This window comes from Proteus vulgaris (assembly GCF_033708015.1).
In the GTDB taxonomy this organism is placed as follows: Bacteria; Pseudomonadota; Gammaproteobacteria; order Enterobacterales; family Enterobacteriaceae; genus Proteus.
In genome coordinates, this window is the sequence record NZ_CP137920.1 from 441,344 (window position 1) to 459,921 (window position 18,578).

An 18,578-nucleotide genomic window follows, 5' to 3' on the forward strand; every position below is an offset into this window, starting at 1 on the left:
ATCGCTAAATGCATTTTCGTTCAATAACCCGTATTGTCGGACTGCTTGTTATCTTGTTTTCTGTCACGATGATCATTCCTGGTATTGTCGCATTAATATATCGAGATGGTGCAGGACGTGCATTTAGCCAAACATTTATTGTCGCATTAATCATCGGATTAATGCTGTGGATCCCCAATCGCCATAAAAAAAGTGAGCTTAAACCTAAAGAAGGCTTTCTTATTGTTGTCTTATTCTGGACGGTACTGGGTAGTGTAGGGGCATTGCCATTTATCTTTTCTGAACAACCTCATCTTTCTATTACTGATGCCTTTTTTGAATCTTTCTCAGGACTGACGACAACGGGTGCTACGACGCTTGTCGGGTTAGATTCATTACCTAAAGCTATTTTGTTTTATCGCCAAATGCTCCAATGGTTAGGAGGGATGGGGATCATCGTATTAGCGGTCGCTATTCTTCCACTTTTAGGTGTTGGGGGAATGCAGTTATATCGAGCAGAAATGCCGGGTCCATTGAAAGATAACAAAATGCGACCTCGAATTGCAGAAACAGCGAAAGCACTTTGGCTTATCTATGTCTTGTTAACGATCATTTGTGCCTTAGCATTATGGATTGCAGGTATGGATGTGTTCGATGCTATTTCTCATAGCTTTTCAACGATTGCGATTGGTGGGTTTTCTACTCATGATGCCAGTATTGGTTATTTTAATAGCCCAACCATCAACATCATTATTGGTATATTTCTTCTGATCTCAGGTTGTAACTTTGGTTTGCACTTTGCCGTACTAACAGGAAGAAGTTTAAATATCTATTGGCGTGATCCTGAATTCCGGATGTTTATCTCAATTCAATTGGGATTAGTCATTATCTGTAGCGGTATTCTATGGCTTTATTCTGTATACGACACAGGATGGATAACTATAAACCAGGCTTTTTTCCAAGTTGTTTCTATGGCGACAACGGCAGGCTTTGCTACGGATAGCTTTGCACAGTGGCCTGCATTTTTACCTCTTCTATTATTATGCTCGGCATTTATTGGTGGTTGTGCCGGATCAACGGGTGGGGGATTGAAAGTTATTCGTATCTTGCTTTTATTCCTACAAGGGAATCGTGAATTAAAACGTCTTGTTCACCCTAATGCCGTATATACCATCAAACTTGGTCACCGCGCATTACCCGAACGTATTATTGAGGCCGTATGGGGATTCTTCTCCGCTTATGCGTTGGTATTTATTATTAGCTTAATGTTATTGATAGCGACAGGCGTTGATGAATTTTCTGCATTTTCAGCTATTGCCACGACATTAAATAACCTTGGTCCTGGATTAGGTATTGTCGCTGATAACTTCACGACAATGAATCCAGCTGCAAAATGGATATTGGTCGTGACGATGTTATTTGGGCGACTAGAAGTTTTCACACTATTGGTTTTATTTACCCCAACGTTTTGGCGTGATTAATCTAATACAAGGAGTCATGTATGAGTGCGCTATTGTTGTATTGTAGTACTGATGGTCAAACTAAAAAAATAATGACGCAAATTGCGAATGAATTAAGACAACATGGTCATGATTGTGATGTCAGAGATTTAACCTCTGTCCAGCAGAGTTTAAATTTATCTGCTTATAATAAAGTCTTAGTGGGCGCTTCAATTCGTTATGGTTACTTTAATAAAGCACTCGATAAATTTATCACTCGTCATCTTGCACAATTGAATAGTATGCCGTCCGCATTCTTTGGCGTTAATCTTACGGCAAGAAAAGCAGAAAAGAATACCCCCGAGACGAATGCTTATATGCGTAAGTTTTTAGATAAGACGCCATGGAAGCCAACGTTAACGGGTGTCTTTGCTGGCGCACTTTTTTATCCTCGTTATAAATGGATTGATAGAGTCATGATCCAGCTAATTATGAAGATGACTAAAGGCGAAACGGATCCAACAAAAGAAATCGAATATACAGATTGGAATAAAGTCAGTGAATTTGCGACGCACTTTGCCAAAATTGGGTGATATTTAATCTTTGTTGTGGGGTTTTTATACGTCTTGTTTGAGTTTTGAACGAACGGAAAATTATTTAAAAAAAACACTTGCGCTAATCCGAGATCTCCCTATAATGCGCATCCACTGACCGACGATGAGCTGACAACAGCCACGAAGGACAGCGAAGAGAAAAGAAAAAAGTTTGAAAAAACTCTTGACTCTTCAGAGGAATAACGTAATATACGCCTCCTCGCAACAACGTAGAAGACCGGAAACGGCAGCGAATGTTGCACTGCTCTTTAACAAATTATCAGACAATCTGTGTGGGCACTCGCAGAGACGATATCTTCTAAAATATTAGATGTATCAAGTCTTGAAGAGTGAACAACAAAAGTAAATTCATTTATGAATAGCTAAGTTTTCGATTTCTTTGAGCATCAAACACTTTTAATTGAAGAGTTTGATCATGGCTCAGATTGAACGCTGGCGGCAGGCCTAACACATGCAAGTCGGGCGGTAACAGGAGAAAGCTTGCTTTCTTGCTGACGAGCGGCGGACGGGTGAGTAATGTATGGGGATCTGCCCGATAGAGGGGGATAACTACTGGAAACGGTGGCTAATACCGCATGACGTCTACGGACCAAAGCAGGGGCTCTTCGGACCTTGCGCTATCGGATGAACCCATATGGGATTAGCTAGTAGGTGGGGTAATGGCTCACCTAGGCGACGATCTCTAGCTGGTCTGAGAGGATGATCAGCCACACTGGGACTGAGACACGGCCCAGACTCCTACGGGAGGCAGCAGTGGGGAATATTGCACAATGGGCGCAAGCCTGATGCAGCCATGCCGCGTGTATGAAGAAGGCCTTAGGGTTGTAAAGTACTTTCAGCGGGGAGGAAGGTGATAAGGTTAATACCCTTATCAATTGACGTTACCCGCAGAAGAAGCACCGGCTAACTCCGTGCCAGCAGCCGCGGTAATACGGAGGGTGCAAGCGTTAATCGGAATTACTGGGCGTAAAGCGCACGCAGGCGGTCAATTAAGTCAGATGTGAAAGCCCCGAGCTTAACTTGGGAATTGCATCTGAAACTGGTTGGCTAGAGTCTTGTAGAGGGGGGTAGAATTCCACGTGTAGCGGTGAAATGCGTAGAGATGTGGAGGAATACCGGTGGCGAAGGCGGCCCCCTGGACAAAGACTGACGCTCAGGTGCGAAAGCGTGGGGAGCAAACAGGATTAGATACCCTGGTAGTCCACGCTGTAAACGATGTCGATTTAGAGGTTGTGGTCTTGAACCGTGGCTTCTGGAGCTAACGCGTTAAATCGACCGCCTGGGGAGTACGGCCGCAAGGTTAAAACTCAAATGAATTGACGGGGGCCCGCACAAGCGGTGGAGCATGTGGTTTAATTCGATGCAACGCGAAGAACCTTACCTACTCTTGACATCCAGCGAATCCTTTAGAGATAGAGGAGTGCCTTCGGGAACGCTGAGACAGGTGCTGCATGGCTGTCGTCAGCTCGTGTTGTGAAATGTTGGGTTAAGTCCCGCAACGAGCGCAACCCTTATCCTTTGTTGCCAGCGCGTTATGGTGGGAACTCAAAGGAGACTGCCGGTGATAAACCGGAGGAAGGTGGGGATGACGTCAAGTCATCATGGCCCTTACGAGTAGGGCTACACACGTGCTACAATGGCAGATACAAAGAGAAGCGACCTCGCGAGAGCAAGCGGAACTCATAAAGTCTGTCGTAGTCCGGATTGGAGTCTGCAACTCGACTCCATGAAGTCGGAATCGCTAGTAATCGTAGATCAGAATGCTACGGTGAATACGTTCCCGGGCCTTGTACACACCGCCCGTCACACCATGGGAGTGGGTTGCAAAAGAAGTAGGTAGCTTAACCTTCGGGAGGGCGCTTACCACTTTGTGATTCATGACTGGGGTGAAGTCGTAACAAGGTAACCGTAGGGGAACCTGCGGTTGGATCACCTCCTTACCTAAGAGATACGTGTTATGTGCAGTGCTCACACAGATTGTCTGATGAAGAACGAGCAAAAGCGCGTCTGCGAAGCTGACTGAAGTCCCCTTCGTCTAGAGGCCTAGGACACCGCCCTTTCACGGCGGTAACAGGGGTTCGAATCCCCTAGGGGACGCCAATGCGCGGTATGAGTGAAAGGCGTACCACACTATATCTGATGAAAATCAGGGAATAGTTAAGATAATTCAAGCGAGTTATTTTACCTATTATGCTCTTTAACAATCTGGAACAAGCTGAAAAATTGAAAACAAATCAATATATCACCGAGGTATATTGATGAGTCTCTCAAAATCTCAGACCTTGAATTTGTGATACTCCAAGGCGAGTGTCATGAGCGAACAACAGCAATTCTAGGCGGACAGCGCGCAGTAAGCGCAGCATACTTAAGTATGTGAGCATTACGAGCACTGCCCAACAACGAATTGATGCTTGTGTAGCCATGACCTTTAAAGTCGTCTTCGAGAGAAACATCTTCGGGTTGTGAGGTTAAGCGAATAAGCGTACACGGTGGATGCCTAGGCAATCAGAGGCGATGAAGGACGTGCTAATCTGCGATAAGCGTCGGTAAGGTGATATGAACCGTTATACCCGACGATTTCCGAATGGGGAAACCCAATATCCCATGGATATTATCATTAACTGAATACATAGGTTAATGAGGCGAACCGGGAGAACTGAAACATCTCAGTACCCCGAGGAAAAGAAATCAACCGAGATTCCCCTAGTAGCGGCGAGCGAACGGGGAGCAGCCCAGAGTCTTAATCAATAGCAGCATCAGGAGAACGGTCTGGAAAGTCCGGCAGTAAAGGGTGATAGCCCCGTATCCGAAGATGCTGTTATTGTGAACTCGACGAGTAGGGCGGGACACGTGTTATCCTGTCTGAATATGGGGGGACCATCCTCCAAGGCTAAATACTCCTGATTGACCGATAGTGAACCAGTACCGTGAGGGAAAGGCGAAAAGAACCCCGGCGAGGGGAGTGAAAAAGAACCTGAAACCGTGTACGTACAAGCAGTAGGAGCCTCTTTATGGGGTGACTGCGTACCTTTTGTATAATGGGTCAGCGACTTATATTCTGTAGCAAGGTTAACCGTATAGGGGAGCCGTAGGGAAACCGAGTCTTAACTGGGCGAATGAGTTGCAGGGTATAGACCCGAAACCCGGTGATCTATCCATGGGCAGGTTGAAGGTTGGGTAACACTAACTGGAGGACCGAACCGACTAATGTTGAAAAATTAGCGGATGACTTGTGGATGGGGGTGAAAGGCCAATCAAACCGGGAGATAGCTGGTTCTCCCCGAAAGCTATTTAGGTAGCGCCTCGTGAACTCATCTTCGGGGGTAGAGCACTGTTTCGACTAGGGGGTCATCCCGACTTACCAACTCGATGCAAACTGCGAATACCGAAGAATGTTATCACGGGAGACACACGGCGGGTGCTAACGTCCGTCGTGAAGAGGGAAACAACCCAGACCGCCAGCTAAGGTCCCAAAGTCATGGTTAAGTGGGAAACGAAGTGGGAAGGCTCAGACAGCCAGGATGTTGGCTTAGAAGCAGCCATCATTTAAAGAAAGCGTAATAGCTCACTGGTCGAGTCGGCCCGCGCGGAAGATGTAACGGGGCTAAACCATGCACCGAAGCTGCGGCAGCGACACTATGTGTTGTTGGGTAGGGGAGCGTTCTGTAAGCCTGCGAAGGTGTACTGTGAGGTATGCTGGAGGTATCAGAAGTGCGAATGCTGACATAAGTAACGATAATGCGGGTGAAAAACCCGCACGCCGGAAGACCAAGGGTTCCTGTCCAACGTTAATCGGGGCAGGGTGAGTCGACCCCTAAGGCGAGGCTGAAAAGCGTAGTCGATGGGAAACGGGTTAATATTCCCGTACTGGTGGTAACTGCGATGGGGGAACGGAGAAGGCTAGGTTGTCCGGGCGACGGTCGTCCCGGTTCAAGCATGTAGGCAGAGTGATTAGGCAAATCCGGTCACTTAATGCTGAGGTGTGATGACGAACCACTAAGGTGGTGAAGCAATTGATGCCCTGCTTCCAGGAAAAGCCTCTAAGCTTCAGGTTACCAACAATCGTACCCCAAACCGACACAGGTGGTCAGGTAGAGAATACTCAGGCGCTTGAGAGAACTCGGGTGAAGGAACTAGGCAAAATGGTGCCGTAACTTCGGGAGAAGGCACGCTGGCGGTAAGTGAAGTCCCTTGCGGACGGAGCCGAAGCCAGTCGAAGATACCAGCTGGCTGCAACTGTTTATTAAAAACACAGCACTGTGCAAACACGAAAGTGGACGTATACGGTGTGACGCCTGCCCGGTGCTGGAAGGTTAATTGATGGGGTTATCCTTAGGGAGAAGCTCTTGATCGAAGCCCCAGTAAACGGCGGCCGTAACTATAACGGTCCTAAGGTAGCGAAATTCCTTGTCGGGTAAGTTCCGACCTGCACGAATGGCGTAATGATGGCCAGGCTGTCTCCACCCGAGACTCAGTGAAATTGAACTCGCTGTGAAGATGCAGTGTACCCGCGGCAAGACGGAAAGACCCCGTGAACCTTTACTATAGCTTGACACTGAACATTGAGCCTTGATGTGTAGGATAGGTGGGAGACTATGAAGTGTGGACGCCAGTCTGCATGGAGTCAACCTTGAAATACCACCCTTTAACGTTTGATGTTCTAACCTAGGTCCATAATCTGGATCGGGGACCGTGTCTGGTGGGTAGTTTGACTGGGGCGGTCTCCTCCTAAAGAGTAACGGAGGAGCACGAAGGTTGGCTAAGCATGGTCGGACATCATGCGGTTAGTGCAAAGGCATAAGCCAGCTTGACTGTGAGAGTGACGGCTCGAGCAGGTACGAAAGTAGGTCTTAGTGATCCGGTGGTTCTGAATGGAAGGGCCATCGCTCAACGGATAAAAGGTACTCCGGGGATAACAGGCTGATACCGCCCAAGAGTTCATATCGACGGCGGTGTTTGGCACCTCGATGTCGGCTCATCACATCCTGGGGCTGAAGTAGGTCCCAAGGGTATGGCTGTTCGCCATTTAAAGTGGTACGCGAGCTGGGTTTAGAACGTCGTGAGACAGTTCGGTCCCTATCTGCCGTGGGCGTTGGAAGATTGAGAGGGGTTGCTCCTAGTACGAGAGGACCGGAGTGAACGCACCACTGGTGTTCGGGTTGTCATGCCAATGGCATTGCCCGGTAGCTAAGTGCGGAAGAGATAACCGCTGAAAGCATCTAAGCGGGAAACTTGCCTCGAGATGAGTCTTCCCTGTCACCTAGAGTGACCTAAAGGAACGTTTAAGACTAAGACGTTGATAGGCTGGGTGTGTAAGCGTAGCGATACGTTGAGCTAACCAGTACTAATGAACCGTGAGGCTTAACCTGACAACACCGAAGGTGTTTTGTCAGAGAGACGAAACGATGAAGTAAGCTTGTTTAAGATTGATAATTACTGGTGACGAGCCGCTAAAAAGGTGAGTGACGGGTAATAAAACAGAATTTGCTTGGCGGCCATAGCGCAACGGTCCCACCTGATCCCATGCCGAACTCAGAAGTGAAACGTTGTAGCGCCGATGGTAGTGTGGGGTCTCCCCATGTGAGAGTAGGGAACTGCCAGGCATTAAATAAGACGAGAAAGCCAACCCAATGGGTTGGCTTTTTTGCGTTTATTATTTGTGATTTTTAAATATGATTCTAAATTCTGAATATAAAAATGCCCTAATTTAGGGCATTTTTTATGATCTTTTAGCAAAAATTATGACGAGAAAACGCTGCGAGTACAGTTCTTTCTGAAATTTCTAAATACGCTTCCATTACTGTTGCGGCTTCTTGGGCTTTTCCATCCATTAACAGCGTTAAAATTTGCTCATTTTTCTCAATATACGGTGCATGTAGCAGTTGAGGATCATTTAATAAACCAAAGGCTAAACGTAATTCAGCCAGAATAAGTTGATATTGTTTAAATAATCTGGGGCTATCTGAAAGCTCAACAATGGCGGTATGAAAATGCATATTACAGGTTCCTACTCCGCTCCAATCTTGTTGTTCTTGAAAAATTTTTGCTTGATTGACACTATCTTGCATTCTGACAATCGCTGGATGCATAGGATAAGAATGTCGTAGAGCATCACATTCAATTAATCGTCTTACACGATAAATATCCATGATACTTGCCATATCTGGTACAGAAACAAAAACACCACGATTCGGTTTATAAGTTAAAAGCCCTTCTTGAGTAAGAACGCGAAAAACCTCTCTTAAAGTATTACGTGATATTTCTAGCGTTTCACTTAATGCAGTTTCTGACAGTCTTTCACCAGGCGTTAATTCTCCAATAGTGATTTTTTGTCGAATAACATTTGCGACTTTCTGAGAAAGAATTTGTGGAGATGTTTTTTTCTGCATTATCTTCTGTTATTAGCTTAATAGGAGTGCCTATTCTATCAGTGTGTTTTGTAATATATAACCTCTATTATGTCACTCTGTTGTATTTCTCACTGTATCGAGTATGACTTTTTATTTATTTCTATCAAAAAATCTTAAATTTCCTCACGATATTTTAGTAATTAAACTTATTTTTCCTTTAATTTAGTGCACTATTTTTGTGCACCTGATCTTTTTATGCCTCATTTAGGTGCATATTGATGGCTAATTAACAGGATATAATTGTCAATAAAATGTTAAAAATGCGATCTTCTTTGCACTTTTATCATCCCATATTTAAATCTATTTGCTTATTTATTCATCTATTATTATTAATTGTTCAACAATCTAATATCAAGTGATTAACAATAATCTGCTCATGCTCAACAATGGCACGTTAATTGCCTTAGTAATAATAATTAAAATAATGATGATAAAGGGGGTAGCTCATGGCTACACAAGATTCTGCAAATACAACATCAAGTTCGTTTATAAAAAATAGACGCTCTTCACTAATAGCCGCCATTTTTTTAATGGCAACGTCAGCGATCGGTCCAGGTTTTATTACTCAAACTGCAACCTTTACTGCCACAATGGGAGCCTCATTTGCATTTGGTATTTTGGCATCAATTATCATCGATTATGTTGTTCAGCAAAGTATTTGGCGAGTGATCACGGTTACCAATATGCGCGCTTCAGATATTGCTAACAAAGCAATACCTGGTAGTGGTTACTTACTTGCTGTATTAGTTATTTTTGGCGGTCTAGTGTTTAACGTAGGTAACATTGCAGGTGCTGGTTTAGGGCTTAATGCGATGGTTGGTCTTGATCCTAAATGGGGAGGGATCTTAAGTGCTTTACTTGCTATCTATATTTTCTCATCACGCAAAGCCAGTAATTTTATTGATCGTATGATTATCGTTCTTGGTATCGTCATGATCTTACTGACTGTTTTTGTAATGTTTGCTTCTAATCCTCCTGTGGGGGAAGCATTAAGGCAAACTGTTCTGCCTGATGCGATTAACTTCGCGACGATCACTACAATTGTTGGTGGTACAGTGGGCGGGTATATCTGTTATGCGGGAGCTCACCGACTTCTTGATAAAGGAACAACAGGTATTGAGAATATTGATGCGGTATCAAGTGCTGCAACTAAGGGAATTTTAGTGGTTGGATTAATGCGCTATATCCTGTTCCTTGCCATTTTAGGCGTGGTTGCCAGTGGCGTAACATTAGATATTTCTAGTCATGCAGCGAATCCGGCTTCTCAAGCATTTCAACATGCGGCGGGTTTAACTGGATTACGCATCTTTGGTCTTATTTTATGGGCTGCTGCATTAACGAGTGTGATTGGTGCTGCTTATACCTCAATGTCATTTATTACTGTCTTTAAAAAAGGTGTTACTGAGCGTCAACGTAATATCGCAACCATTATTTTCATTACTATTTCACTCGCCATTTATATGGTTATGGGAACCGCACCAGCCGCATTATTAGTTTTTGCCGGCGGTTTCAATGGCCTAATTCTACCTATTGGCATGACACTATTCATTTTTGTTGCATGGCGTCGTCAAGATCTCATGAATGGTTATAAATACCCTGCATGGTTACTGTGGTCTGGTATTTTAGTCTGTGCGCTGACTTGGTATATGGGCATTATGTCCGTAGGGGCTATTTTCAACTATCTCAACATTGCTTAAGAGAATAATAACGATGATAAAAACAGTCGATTTAAACAGTGATTTAGGTGAAAGCTTTGGCCAATGGACAATGGGGAATGATGAAGCCGTGCTTGAAATTGTCAGCAGTGCCAATATTGCTTGTGGCTTTCATGCGGGTTCACCAGATGGAATTTTAAGCACATTAAAAGCAGCGAAACAACACAATGTCGCGATAGGGGCACATGTTGCTTATCCTGATTTAGTGGGCTTTGGTCGCCGTAATATGGATATCGCTAGTGATGAATTAACCGCAGATGTGATTTATCAAATAGGTGCTTTGCAAGGATTGGCTAAAGCGGTGGGGTTGAGCGTGACTTATGTTAAGCCTCATGGTGCGCTGTACAACACAATTGCTCATAATAAACGTCAAGCACTTGCCGTTATTGAGGCGATCCTTGCCGTTGATCCTCAATTAACATTAGTTGCTCTAGCGGGATCACCTTTGATCATGCTTGCAAAAGAAAAAGGTCTTCGTGTTATTGCCGAAGCTTTTGCAGATAGAGCTTATCACGCGGATGGTACGTTGGTTTTTCGTAAAAAAGAGGGCGCCGTTTTACATGATCCTAAAGTTGTTGCACAGCGTATGTTACGGCTTGTGCAAGAAGGTGGCGTTGAGTCTATAGAAGGTGTTTTTACTGCGATACAAGCTGATTCTATTTGTGTTCATGGTGATAGCCCAGATGCTGTGGCGCTTGCTCAAAGTGTAAAGGATATTCTTATCCATCATGGTGTTAGCATTAAACCTTTTGCACCACTATCACTTAAAAATGAGGTGCAAAAATGACTCATTTAATGCAAGCAACTGCGGCGGCAATAGCCAAAGCACAAGAAGCCCGATTAGCGATTCGTAATGGTTTAGCCATACCTACGGCAGGGATGGCTAAAGGAATGACGCAAGCGAATATGATTAGTTTGCCTCGTGATTGGGCATTTGATTTTTTGCTTTATGCTCAACGTAATCCTAAAAGTTGTCCGATTTTAGATGTTTGCGAGGCTGGCAGCTATCGTACAGTTTTGGCAGAAGGTGCTGATTTACGTACTGATATCCCTTTGTATCGAGTTTGGGAAAATGGAAAATTGGCCGATGAAATTACGGATGCGACTAAAATTTGGAAGCAACATCCTGATTTAGTCACTTTTCTTATTGGTTGCAGTTTTACATTTGAAACGCCAATGTTAGAAGCGGGCATTGAAATTCGCCATATTACAGATAACAGTAATGTTCCGATGTATAAAACGAATCGTTTGTGTCGCCCTGCTGGGCGATTAGAAGGTGAATTAGTCGTTTCGATGCGTCCTATTCCTGCTGATAGGATCGCTGATGCCGTGATGATCAGTGGTCGTTTTCCTTCTGTACATGGTGCTCCTGTGCATATTGGCTCGCCTGATGCTCTGGGTATTAAAGATATTATGTCGCCAGATTTTGGCTCACCAGTGAGAATTGAAGAAGGTGAGATCCCCGTATTTTGGGCTTGTGGTGTGACTCCACAAGCGGCAGTGATGCGTTCAGGTGTTCCTTTCGCACTCAGCCATGCTCCGGGACATATGTTTATCACTGATGTGCCTGATGCAGCTTATCACGTATAAGGGAGGAAGATATTTTGCGCTTTTTACCCGTTAACTTATCTCATTTACTTGTTGAGCTTTCCTCTTTAAAAGAGACGCTCGCATTATATGAATCCGTTAAACAAGCGGATATTGCTGCTATTCAAGATATTGTGCCTGCTGCAAAAACACTCTTAATTCACTATACGCCGTGGCTAATCACAGCTGAAGAACTTGTGTTTCAGCTTCGACAATTAGAAGTCAAAGCGGTATCAGCACGTCAAACACAGTCATTAACGATCCCTGTTCATTATCAAGGTGAAGATCTTAATGAGGTTGCTGAATTATTAGGGATCACTGCCAGTGAGGTGATCCGCAGACACACAGAACAAACCTATCAAGTGGCATTTACGGGTTTTGCTCCTGGTTTTGCCTATTTGATTGCTGATGAAACTAGGCTCTATGTGCCTCGTCGTAAAACACCTCGAACACGGATCCCAGCAGGTTCTGTTGGATTAGCGGGTGAATTTAGTGGTGTTTATCCACAACAAAGTCCTGGTGGTTGGCAACTTATTGGCACCACAGAAATAAAAATGTGGGACCTCTCTCGCGAACAACCCGCCTTTCTATTACCGGGTAATGAAGTGCATTTTGTCGATGCACAAAAGACATCAATAACGGTTTCACTACCTGAGAAGAAATCAGCAGTAACTTCCTCACTCTCGTTAAATGATAAAGGGTTATATGTTATTTCAGCAGGGTTACAAACGTTATTTCAAGATGAAGGGCGTATTGGTGCTGCATCAATGGGGGTATCTGCTTCAGGTGCACTTGATAAACCTGCTTTACATGCGGCTAATCGTTTAGTGGGTAATCCTGCAACTTTTGTTGCACTTGAGATAACCCAAGGTGGATTGACGCTAAAAGCACGGCAAGATTGTGTGATTGCCTTAACTGGGGCAGATTGTTCTATTACGCTAAAACATGAGTCGGGTGAGAATGAATTCCTATCTAGTTACCAACCTATCGATGTTCGCTGTGGTGATGAAATTATTTTAGGTATACCCAAAATGGGGGTTCGTAGCTATCTTGCCGTGAGAGGTGGGTTTAAATTACAAAAAGTGTTAGGTAGCTATGCGTTTGATACTTTGGCTCAAATTGGCCCTAATGCTTTACAAGAAGGGGATGTTCTTCATTTGAATAATGAATGCGTCTCAAACGGTATTCTTGCCGATGAACAGCCAACATCTGTACTACCCAAACAAGGGGATATCGTCACACTTGATATCGTTTTAGGCCCTCGTACTGACTGGTTTACACCTGAAGCTGTAAAGACACTAACTTCTCAATTATGGCAAGTGACCCCGCAGTCTAATCGTATTGGATTACGTTTATTGGGTGATACACCTCTTGTACGAGAGCAACAACAAGAGCTATCAAGTGAAGGTACCTGCATTGGTGCCATTCAAGTGCCAATTAATGGGCAACCTGTTTTGTTTCTTAACGATCACCCTTTAACAGGAGGATACCCTGTTATTGGTGCGGTTGCTGAATATCACTTACCACTCGCAGGGCAGATCCCTGTTAACGCTAAAATTCGTTTTAATCCAATTACCGAATTTCAAGAATATTGATAGGAGAATGCCACTCATGACAACAACTAACCAAAAACAACGAGTGAAGCATAGAGTACTGATTGCAAACCGAGGCGAAATCGCCGTTCGTATCATTCGTGCTTGTCAGGATCATGGTGCCACTTCAATTGCTATTTATGCAAATGATGATATTGATGCACTGCACGTTCGTCTTGCTGATGAAGCTTATGGACTTAAGGGTAATTTGCCGAAAGAAAGCTATCTAGATATTAATAAAATTATTGAAATTGCTCATAAAGCTAAAGCGACCATGATCCATCCTGGCTACGGTTTTCTTTCTGAGCGAGCAGATTTTGCAAAAGCAGTACAAGATGCGGGATTTATTTGGATCGGTCCTAATCCAGAAACGATTGAAGTGCTTGGCGACAAAGTGCAAGCACGCAAAATTGCACAATCTGTTGGTGCCCCGCTTGTAAATGGTACGGCAGATCCGGTAAATGATGCCAAAGAGGTTCTAGATTTTGCCAAACAGTATGGTCTACCCGTTGCCATTAAAGCGGCTTTTGGTGGCGGTGGAAGAGGTCTAAAGATCGCTTATAAAATGGAAGAGATTGAAGAGCTCTATCATTCTGCTGTACGAGAAGCCGTAACGGCGTTTGGTCGTGGTGAATGTTATGTCGAACAATTCTTAGATAAACCTCGCCATATCGAAGCACAAATTATCGCAGATAAATTAGGTCATGTTGTTGTTGTTGGAACACGAGATTGTTCGTTACAACGCCGCAATCAAAAGCTGATTGAAGAAGCGCCAGCACCTTATTTAACAGACGAACAACGTGAGCGTATTCATCAATCAGCTAAAGATATTTGTGCTAAAGCAGGTTATGTGGGTGCAGGCACCGTTGAGTTTTTATTAAGTGCAAATGGTACTATCTCATTTCTAGAAGTGAATACACGCTTACAAGTTGAGCACCCTGTTACAGAAGAAACAGCGGGTATCGATTTAGTCATAGAGCAGTTACGTATTGCTGAAGGATTGCCACTCAGTATTGATAAAACTCCCGTTCCGCGAGGTCACTCTTTTGAATTTAGGATCAATGCGGAAGATCCCGCCAAAGGCTTTTTACCTACACCGGGTTTAATCACGCATTTTTCTCAGCCTTCTGGCCCCGGTGTGCGTGTAGATAGTGGGGTTGCCGAAAATAATCAGGTTTCACGTCAATTCGATTCAATGATGGCAAAACTGATCGTGACAGGTGCAACACGTAAACAAGCAATTGCCCGTGCTCGCCGAGCGCTATCTGAATTTAAAATTGAAGGTGTGGCAAGCGTACTTCCTTTCCATTGCGAAATGATGGCGCATACTGATTTCACTGAAAATTTCAAAGTGCATACCCGTTGGATTGAAACTGATTTTCAGGCAAGAAATGCCCATTTCCCTCGTAGCACATCTGCAAAAAATGAAGAACTCGTGCGTACTTTTATTGAAATTGATGGTCGTCGGCACGAACTCGCTTTGCCTGCTCAATTATTGTCACTCTCTGCGGTAATACCAACAGCAATTCATGCCAGTCATGAGAAAGAAGAGAATGAAAAAGCCGTCACTGCACCAATTTCTGGTGTGTTACATAGCTGGATCTTATCTGATGGTGACAAGGTCAAAGAAGGTGATGTTATTGCCATTATGGAAGCCATGAAAATGGAAGTTCAGGTAGTGGCTTCTTGTGATGGGGTACTGGTTCAAAAAGCTAAAACGGGTGATTACTTTTCAGCAGAAACGGTATTAGCGGAAATAAACTAAGAGTATTAAAAATAATATATTGATTAATAAGAATAATTTTTATCATTAATTTAAACCCCTTAATATGAAACTGTTTCATATTAAGGGGTTTTTTATAATAACTTTATTTATATTCCTATTTGTTATATCTAATTCCTTTTGGTTATAAGTTATTTTGCCTATAATCGAAGCTTGTTAAATTTTAACCAAAAAGGAAATGGGATGTTGCTTGTAACACAACTGCTTATTGGTGCTGCAATAGGGTTAGTTATTACAACGACCGGTGTAGGTGGCGGTGTTATTTTATTACCTGTTCTTATCTATCTTTTTGGTATGAATGCATTAGCTGCGGTTGCAACCGCTAATTTACTCTCAATGCTAATGAAGCTCTCATCTTCTTATATTCATTTTCGGTTAGGCAATATTCCATTAAAACCCGCCCTATTGATCTTAGGTATAATGTTTCCAGTAACATTTTTAGCGAGTTATGGTGTGACATGGTTGGGATCACAACCTCAATATTATGATCGTGTTGAATTTGCCATTAATATTTTAATGATCGTTGCTATCGTATTTTCATTGATCTTGTTTTTACAGAGAATGATAAGAAGAACAGCCATTTCAGATCCTTTGATTGTTTTACCACCACCTTCTTCAGTGACTTTTTCTTCTTTATTTGTGCCAGGAGTCAGCGCAGGGTTTGTACTTGGTGCAACCGGTGTAGGAGGAGGATTAGTGGTTCTGCCTGTATTAATGCGTTTTGCACAAATGGGTATTAAAGAGGCGGTCGGCACTTCTATTTTTATTACTACAATCCTCTCTGGTGGCTCTGCTATCGCTTATAGTGCTGGGGGTTATACTGATATTCACACGGCAATTATTCTTTGCTTAGGCTCCTTATTTTCTATTCCATTAGCACGTTATTTACTTGTGCATTTATCAGAGCGTTTCTTCCAGTATTTAACACTGTCTTTTATTCTGATCAGCATCATTATGATGAGTTGGAAGTTAATAAATTAACTTAATGTAATATCGAGTGAGTCAATCTTTATCTTATTTTCTTTCGTTAGACTAAATTTATTCTATCATCATTAGATTAACTATTAAGAGTAAGTAAAAACGAGATGAATATTAAAATAGGTGATGAGTTTTTAGTTTATATGGCGCTGGGTGAAGAGAGCTATATGAAAGAGTATTACCGTGTGATTGAAATTGATCCAGCGCTTTCTCAAGTGACCGGTAAATTACTAAGAAGAACGACGGCTGATGACAAAAATATGGGGTTAGGTCGTTGCGAGTTAGAAGGTGGTATTGAGCAATTTGCGTTAGAAGATATTTACCCTGTTAAAGCGTGATCCGTGATTGGGATCACGCTCCTGATTTAATTTGTCGCTTAGGCCACGGGCGCATTCTCAGGTAATGCAGATTTTGGTAAGCCAAACACTTTATCAAATACCCAGTTATAAACGAAGGTATAACAAGGGATGATGATGATCAGCGCAAAGTCCATAACGAATGCTTGCCATAACGAAACATTTAACCACCATGCAATTAATGGAATCAAATAGAGCACCAGCGTGAGCTGAAATCCAATCGCATGTGCTAGACGGCGTCTAAAAGTTCGGATCCTTGAAACTTGCCGACTTTCCCAAAATTCAAATAGGCAGTTATAAATAAAATTCCAACTCACCGCGATGGTTGTGATCACAAGCGCTAATGGTCCCGTTACTGCGGTTGAACTATCAGCCAAAAGTGCAAGCCCAACTGAAGAAATAACCCAGCCAAAAATTTCATAAGCTGTCACGTAGACAATTTTTCGTTTGATACCTTGCATTGTACTCTCTTTTTCTGTGGATCTGTGCCATTAAGCATCGTAAGATAAATCAGTAAGAATGATAGAAAAAGTTAGCTAATATCAATTTGACTGAAACATCAGGAGTGAACATGCAGTTCTCAAGTGAACATATTGCGATATTTTTAGCTGTGATGGATAAAGGATCCTTCTCTGCGGCTGCACGTTCATTAAAACGGGTTCCATCAGCAGTCAGTATGGCAATTGCTAATATGGAAGCTGAATTAGGTTACGCGCTTTTTGAGCGTTCATCACGAGAGCCTCAGCCAACTGAAAAAGCCAAAGCACTTGAGCCTCATGCCAGAATGATCGCAGAGCAATTAAAATTATTACAAGTGCATGCACAAGAGCTTTCTATGGATCTTGAAAGTGTTTTAAATATTGGTGTTGCGGCTGATATTAATCCTGATTATTTATTACCTGCGTTATCTGAATTAACGCAACGTTATCCCTTACTTAATGTGAATGTGATAACCGCGGCACAAGATGACATTATTGAGATGTTACATTCACATAAAATTCAATTAAGCCTCGTTTATGGGGGCTTATATGTGAATGGTGATGAGCAATTTCAGTACCTTGGCTCTGAGTCATTGGTGGCAACAATATCAGCAAGTCATATTGCATTAGCACATCCTGCAAGTGTATTTATTGAAGATCTTGTAAATGTGAGGCAAATTATGATCGCCAGTCATACCAAAGAGTTAAGAGATGAACGCTCATTAGTGGCAACAAATTATTGGCAAACTGATAGTTTTCAAATGGCTTTGGGTATGGTTGAAGCGGGAATGGGATGGGGGAATTTACCGTATTCGCTAATTTATACTCAATTGCAAAAAGGTAAATTAAAACAGCTTCAGTTTAAGAATACGAAGAATGAGTTGCGATTACCTATTCATGCTATGTGGCTAAAAGGGGAGTCGTTACAAAAAGGAGCAAAAGAGCTAGTTGAGCTGATGAGTACTCACCAGCCCATTGTGCCTAACTTTAATTAATCAACGCGTTGTTGATGAACCCAAACAGCGACTTCAACACGAGATTTTAGCTTCATCTTTTTCAATAGATGTTTTACATGCACTTTGACCGTACTTTCTGTGATATCAAGCTTACGTGCGATCATTTTATTTGATAAGCCTTGTGCAATCAGCTTTAAAATATCACGTTCACGCGGGGTGAGTTGTTCAATATCACGCTCACCTTCAGAACGATCTTCACGTAATGATTCAGCTAAAATAGGGGTTAATGCAGGGCTGACAACCATTTTTCCAGCGGCTGCTTGTTTTAGAGCGGCAAGTAATTCTTCAGGCTCCATATCTTTTAAAAGATACCCATCAGCACCACGTCTTAATGCTGTGACTAAATCATCACTATAATTTGATACGCTGAAAACCACGATCCGACCTGATAACGACTTTAATCGCAGTTGATCAAGTGTTTCAAAACCATTCATTCCAGGCATATTCAGATCGAGTAAGATTAAATCAGGATCTAACTCTTCAGCGAGTTTCACACCTTGAATACCATCTCCTGCTTCCCCAACGACAGTGAGTGTTGTATCAAGACTTAAAAGTTGTTTTACACCATTGCGTAGCATCGGGTGATCATCAATGAGTAAAATTGTCGCTTTTTCTGTGGGGGATCCCATA

13 protein-coding genes, 1 tRNA gene and 3 rRNA genes are annotated in these 18,578 nt (G+C 43.0%); 14 read left to right on the forward strand and 3 right to left on the reverse strand.

What is annotated here, in order from left to right:
• The first annotated feature begins 8 nt into the window (after nucleotides 1-8).
• The 6 genes from trkH to rrf all read left to right on the forward strand — a co-directional run bounded on the left by trkH (nucleotide 9) and on the right by rrf (nucleotide 7,635).
• Nucleotides 9-1,460, forward strand: a complete 1,452-nt coding sequence (trkH, locus tag SB028_RS02270; RefSeq protein WP_069368042.1) for a Trk system potassium transporter TrkH — start codon at nucleotides 9-11, stop codon at nucleotides 1,458-1,460.
• Nucleotides 1,461-1,480: 20 nt separating this feature from the next.
• Entirely contained in the window at nucleotides 1,481-2,011 is a 531-nt protein-coding gene (gene hemG / locus SB028_RS02275) for a menaquinone-dependent protoporphyrinogen IX dehydrogenase (RefSeq protein WP_069368041.1), read from the forward strand.
• 418 nt (nucleotides 2,012-2,429) lie between these two features.
• Nucleotides 2,430-3,972, forward strand: a 16S ribosomal RNA gene (locus SB028_RS02280).
• A gap of 84 nt (nucleotides 3,973-4,056) precedes the next feature.
• Nucleotides 4,057-4,132: transfer RNA gene (locus SB028_RS02285), tRNA-Glu, on the forward strand.
• Nucleotides 4,133-4,498: 366 nt separating this feature from the next.
• Nucleotides 4,499-7,401 (forward strand): 23S ribosomal RNA (locus SB028_RS02290).
• 118 nt (nucleotides 7,402-7,519) lie between these two features.
• Nucleotides 7,520-7,635, forward strand: a 5S ribosomal RNA gene (rrf, locus tag SB028_RS02295).
• Together the 16S, 23S and 5S rRNA genes with 1 tRNA gene alongside form the textbook arrangement of a ribosomal RNA operon.
• A gap of 126 nt (nucleotides 7,636-7,761) precedes the next feature.
• On the opposite strand, the gene SB028_RS02300 is transcribed toward rrf, so the two are convergent.
• The gene (locus SB028_RS02300) at nucleotides 7,762-8,421 is read right to left on the reverse strand and encodes a GntR family transcriptional regulator (RefSeq protein WP_069368191.1); all 660 of its coding nucleotides are present in this window, start codon (nucleotides 8,419-8,421) and stop codon (nucleotides 7,762-7,764) included.
• Nucleotides 8,422-8,888: 467 nt separating this feature from the next.
• On the opposite strand from SB028_RS02300, the gene SB028_RS02305 reads away from it, so the two are divergent.
• The 7 genes from SB028_RS02305 (at nucleotide 8,889) to SB028_RS02335 (ending at nucleotide 16,435) form a co-directional block, all read left to right on the forward strand.
• Nucleotides 8,889-10,139, forward strand: a complete 1,251-nt coding sequence (locus SB028_RS02305) for an NRAMP family divalent metal transporter (RefSeq protein WP_069368192.1) — start codon at nucleotides 8,889-8,891, stop codon at nucleotides 10,137-10,139.
• Between the two features lie 13 nt (nucleotides 10,140-10,152).
• On the forward strand, nucleotides 10,153-10,944 hold the full coding sequence (locus tag SB028_RS02310) for a 5-oxoprolinase subunit PxpA (protein WP_318859763.1): 792 nt from the start codon (nucleotides 10,153-10,155) through the stop codon (nucleotides 10,942-10,944).
• On the forward strand, nucleotides 10,941-11,747 hold the full coding sequence (locus tag SB028_RS02315) for a putative hydro-lyase (RefSeq protein WP_069368194.1): 807 nt from the start codon (nucleotides 10,941-10,943) through the stop codon (nucleotides 11,745-11,747). Before SB028_RS02310 ends, SB028_RS02315 begins: the two co-directional genes overlap by 4 nt.
• Nucleotides 11,748-11,761: 14 nt before the next feature.
• Entirely contained in the window at nucleotides 11,762-13,339 is a 1,578-nt protein-coding gene (locus SB028_RS02320; RefSeq protein WP_069368195.1) for a 5-oxoprolinase/urea amidolyase family protein, read from the forward strand.
• 16 nt (nucleotides 13,340-13,355) lie between these two features.
• A complete protein-coding gene (locus SB028_RS02325) occupies nucleotides 13,356-15,101 on the forward strand; it encodes an acetyl/propionyl/methylcrotonyl-CoA carboxylase subunit alpha (RefSeq protein WP_069368196.1) in 1,746 nt (581 codons plus the stop codon).
• 201 nt (nucleotides 15,102-15,302) lie between these two features.
• Entirely contained in the window at nucleotides 15,303-16,100 is a 798-nt protein-coding gene (locus tag SB028_RS02330) for a sulfite exporter TauE/SafE family protein (RefSeq protein ID WP_069368197.1), read from the forward strand.
• A 104-nt stretch (nucleotides 16,101-16,204) separates the two neighbouring features.
• Nucleotides 16,205-16,435, forward strand: coding sequence for a hypothetical protein (locus SB028_RS02335; protein ID WP_069368198.1), 231 nt, complete (start codon nucleotides 16,205-16,207; stop codon nucleotides 16,433-16,435).
• 38 nt (nucleotides 16,436-16,473) lie between these two features.
• Here SB028_RS02335 and SB028_RS02340 read toward each other — a convergent pair whose 3' ends face one another.
• A complete protein-coding gene (locus SB028_RS02340; protein ID WP_069368199.1) occupies nucleotides 16,474-16,914 on the reverse strand; it encodes a PACE efflux transporter in 441 nt (146 codons plus the stop codon).
• A gap of 110 nt (nucleotides 16,915-17,024) precedes the next feature.
• Here SB028_RS02340 and SB028_RS02345 point away from each other — a divergent pair, with 110 nt between their 5' ends.
• The gene (locus tag SB028_RS02345) at nucleotides 17,025-17,927 is read left to right on the forward strand and encodes a LysR family transcriptional regulator (protein WP_023583674.1); all 903 of its coding nucleotides are present in this window, start codon (nucleotides 17,025-17,027) and stop codon (nucleotides 17,925-17,927) included.
• On the opposite strand, the gene narL is transcribed toward SB028_RS02345, so the two are convergent.
• On the reverse strand, nucleotides 17,924-18,577 hold the full coding sequence (gene narL / locus SB028_RS02350; protein ID WP_128860770.1) for a two-component system response regulator NarL: 654 nt from the start codon (nucleotides 18,575-18,577) through the stop codon (nucleotides 17,924-17,926). The two genes, SB028_RS02345 and narL, sit on opposite strands and share 4 nt — an antisense overlap.
• Between the last annotated feature and the right edge of the window lies 1 nt (nucleotide 18,578).